The organism is Bacillus haikouensis, assembly GCF_013179555.1.
Taxonomy (GTDB): Bacteria; Bacillota; Bacilli; order Bacillales; family Bacillaceae_B; genus Rossellomorea; species Rossellomorea haikouensis_A.
Window position 1 is genome coordinate 1 of the sequence record NZ_JABMCR010000322.1, and the last position, 4,174, is coordinate 4,174.

A 4,174-nucleotide genomic window follows, 5' to 3' on the forward strand; every position below is an offset into this window, starting at 1 on the left:
ACGATTAGAGAAAATTTACGCGGGGGTGAATAATATTGAGGATGTTAGCTGCTATTCTAGTATTAATTGTGATTTTACCTGTTCCAACATTCGCCGAGGGGTCAACTGGTGTTTGTGAAATGACCATCACAACGTCTAATACTTTCTATAATAAAGCTGGTTCCACTAATCATTGTAATGGTCAAATTTCAGGTTATTACATAGATGAAAGGTTTTATATTTCAGGTCAATATCACAACCCGGTCGAATATAGCGGACAGAAATTTACGGTCTACCTGTCCGAATCAGAAAACACCAAAGATATCCTTACTGTTTATACACAAGGGAAAAAGGAGCCAATAGAGGAACCAGAACCTGACCCGGAACCGGAACCGGAACAGGAAGAGGTATCTGAGCCTGAACGGGATAATGATTCATCAAGGCAAGATGAAGAGACAGTTCCAAGCCGGGATAAGGAGTCCGGTCCTTCTCCTGATGGCAGCGAACTGCCTGATACTTCTCCCATAAAAAAAGAGAGCCAGACAGTAAAGAATACATCTCCTGTATATGAAAATTCTAGCTGGGAAACCGAAAAAGAGAAAATATTTGATGATGAACCAGCTTCAGATGAAACAGAAGAAGCGGTGATCGGAGAAATGGAAGAAAATGAGGAAAAAGGTACTGAAGAGGTTTCTTTGAAAGAGGAGAAGGAAGACAACTCAAAGGACTTAAAGATAGAAATGGAAGAGAAGAAAGAAACAAGCGAAGTACCAGAAGTTAAACATACGGACGAAAAAGAAGTAGCCTCATTGGATGAAGGGAGCGGCGAAGAGGGACCTTCAAGCCTGCTTACGTTAAGTTTAATCAGTCTGGCAGTATTTGCAGGAGGAATGATTGTGTATCTTTATAAACCACTCTCTCGTCTGCTGGGAAAAGGAAAGTATAAATAATAATTGCTGTAAAATCAATTTATAAATAAATTCCCACTATCACCCATTGTTGTGATAATCAGCGCCGTTTGCTCTATTAAAAGCGGGGACTTTCAGGAATTTAACAGAGCGATCAGCACAATAAGATCCCTTACTCGTTGTTGTAAGGGATCTTATTGTGTTAGAGTTTTGACATTGAATAAATCCTTGATTGAAGGTTGTTCATTTTTTGTTTTTTCTCTATTAATTTCTCTCCCGCCCTAACTTCTCCCTTGCTCCTTTTCTCCACTTCTTTACAGCGCCTATGGACACTTTCTCGCGCTCCGCAATTTCACTGACTGTCATCATGTCATGAAAGGTGTACATGACCCACTTAGACTGGTTTAATGTCAGATGCTCACAGTATGCCAGCAGGTTATTTCTTAAAAAAGGAACCTCTGACAACTCATCCTCCACCATCTCCCAAAATTCTTCTTTAGGATATGTCTGCCGATTCAGGTGTTTGTTATTGCTATTCATTTCGGATAATATCCTCCCTTTGATAAAAGAATACGCATACGCTGCAAAAACCCCTTTATCCGAATCAAAATTCCTGGATGCTTCCCAGAGGGCAATCAGTCCGGTCTGGAAATATTCTTGTTGATCTTTATAAATGTGAAGAGAATGAATGATATTGAAAATCATCGGTTCATATTGATTTCGAATGTCTTGAAAAGACTCCAAATCTATTATCCTTTTGATTGGCGCGCCTTTCGGTTATTCCCGGGTAGCTTTACCGTACTAGGCTGCCGTTAATTCAACAAAAAGGAAAAGAGTCTGTTTATTTACGATTTTGGCTTATTCATTCTTGTTTATCCTGAAAGAACGTGTGGTTTGCCGGATGAAACAAGTAAAATACTTGGAATTTCAGTGAAGTGACGAAGAAAATTACAATAAATTGTAAAAATATGTAGAAATAACTGGAAAAAATAATCCAGTACGTTATAATAGATGTGAAGTTTCTTATTTTTCTAATTTTTCAGATAAAATAAGTTTCTATCTAAGTTCAAAGGATGGTGTTAGCAGTGAAAGGAAGAATAAACCTGATTACATCAAGGACAATGGCGGTGTACCCGGCTTATCATGAGAAGTATCGATCGATTATCCTGAATCGGTCAGGAGAGACGATCTATAGTGAGAAATCTATTAAGGATCTCATTGACGAAGCGTGCATAAAAGGGGGAGCTTCCTATGAAGGGAGGGTGAAAGCTGTTCGGCATGTGCTCTCATACCATAAAAAAACACCTGTGATGATCAGTGAAGGACCTCACATAGTTGCTTATCCCACCATGTCTCCTCAACATTATAGTTGCATCTGGTTATTCTGCTCCCATATCGAGAACTTCTCCCACACCAAAGGAAAAACATTCGTTCACTTTAAAAACGGCTCTATGCTTGAAGTTTCTTGTTCTGTCAAAATTCTTAGAACCCAGATGGAAAGAGCAGCTGCCACGATGAATTACTTTGCAGATAAGCCTGCTGTATCTCTGGTGATCGAAAGGAAAAAGGAGGAGGAAGAACCTGCTGCTCAGAAAGTTCACTCAAGCCTGCTTACGGTTCAATCGGCAGAAACAGATTCCATCCAATTTTAATAGGCTGTGAGAAGAAGACTTTTTAAGGGAAGGCTTCTTTTTTTATGTTATGGGTTATACATATGAAAATAAGGGGAGGGATCAGTTGATGCCAGATTGTGAATCACGAAGGATCTGAAAATTATTGAGGTGGTATAGTGGTATGAAAATGCTCAGCGAAACATTGTAAATGTCGGGTAAAATCAAACCTATCTACTAAAAAGCCTCTATAAAAAAAGAGGACAAGAATGCCCTCTTTGATAACTTTTCCACTATGTTAATCAGTCAAAAATTACTCTGTAATCCCAACCGCATCCAAGCCGCCGGCTGCCCCTGCAGCTTCTGTACTGCCTGCGCCGTAAAGGTCCACAGCTGATTGTATGATTGCTTCGCGTGCCGCACTGAAATCAGATGTGCTGGTCAGGTAAGTGGTCAGGGCGCGGTAATAGATCTTGCCCAGTTTCTCACGACCGATTTCCTGAGCCGTTAAGTAAGCGGCGTGATTGATGATGGAAGAATTGATGTGAACTCCGCCGTTATCAAGGTTAAGCGGAAGATCATAGAATTCATCCATATGGGATGGGTACATACCGTCACCATTCCCATAAGGCACGTAATCCGCCTTTACAGGATATTTACTTGGATCACTCAAGCTTCTGAGTGATTCTCTTCCGCTTTCCTTGGCAGCTGGAGCCATGATATCCTCACCCATCTCCCAGTTTTCATCATCGATCAATGCACCGAAAATATCGGAGAAGGCTTCATTTAAGGCACCTGACTGATTTCTATATTGAAGATTGGCAGAGTTGGAAGTCACGCCGTGTGCCATTTCATGAGCGGCTACATCTAGTCCTGCTGAAAGAGGGACCATGTATTCACCATCTCCGTCACCATACACCATATATGTGCCGTTCCAGAATGCATTATTATAGTTATCGCCATAATGAACAACCGATTGGATAGGCATGCCTTCATCATCGAGAGAATTACGGCCGTGTTCATTCAGATAATATTCATACACTTTTTCAGAGTTATAGTGGGCATCTACAGCCGGTCTGTCAAAATCATCGTTAAAAGAGGCATCATTATTTTTGAACATTTCAATTCGGTTATTTGAATAATCGTACGTAAATATGCCATCCAAGCCTTCATGGCTGTAGTCAGCGAGTTGGAACATGGTCCCTTCTTTCGGTTCTTTTGTTCGGGAAATATGCAGCAGGCGGTGATCCCCCAGTACCCCGATTCCTGTACCGGTCTGAGTTTTGATTTCATCCGCATGCATGATGGCATTGTATTGGTCCACGACATCACCCGATTTAGCGTCTATGAAAACAAACCAGTTGCCGGGTGCGTCACCAAGGAAGTTGACATTTACTTTATAAGTGAGATGATTTTCCCCTTCAAAAGGATAGATCACCAGCTCTGAAGTTGGGTCATAGGTTAAGCCTGAAGGAGCATTTACGGCTGATTTGGCTTTTTCAACTGCTTTACTGCTTGATAGTTCAGGGGTTGTGTTACTATCTGTTTTCTCTATTGTGGGAAGGTAGGATCCATTCACAGTGGTAATTTCATTGTTTTTATTGTAGTGAACGATGATTTCCGATCCTTCCACAGGGATGCCATTATTGGTTTGGTTAAAGCGGACATGGGTCATGC

Annotated in this window: 4 protein-coding genes; 2 read left to right on the plus strand and 2 right to left on the minus strand. The window is 41.0% G+C overall.

Annotated features, from left to right (window positions below):
* The first annotated feature begins 35 nt into the window (after positions 1-35).
* A complete protein-coding gene (locus tag HP456_RS20640; RefSeq protein ID WP_172254616.1) occupies positions 36-929 on the plus strand; it encodes a hypothetical protein in 894 nt (297 codons plus the stop codon).
* A 222-nt stretch (positions 930-1,151) separates the two neighbouring features.
* Here HP456_RS20640 and HP456_RS20645 read toward each other — a convergent pair whose 3' ends face one another.
* Complete coding sequence (locus HP456_RS20645; RefSeq protein ID WP_172254618.1) at positions 1,152-1,631, minus strand: sigma-70 family RNA polymerase sigma factor; 480 nt, start codon at positions 1,629-1,631, stop codon at positions 1,152-1,154.
* Positions 1,632-1,972: 341 nt separating this feature from the next.
* On the opposite strand from HP456_RS20645, the gene HP456_RS20650 reads away from it, so the two are divergent.
* Positions 1,973-2,539: a competence protein ComK gene (locus tag HP456_RS20650; protein ID WP_172254620.1), complete on the plus strand. Its 567-nt coding sequence runs from the start codon at positions 1,973-1,975 to the stop codon at positions 2,537-2,539.
* Between the two features lie 271 nt (positions 2,540-2,810).
* Here HP456_RS20650 and HP456_RS20655 read toward each other — a convergent pair.
* The coding region (locus tag HP456_RS20655) for a M4 family metallopeptidase (RefSeq protein ID WP_172254622.1) at positions 2,811-4,174 on the minus strand (1,364 nt) is incomplete at its 5' end.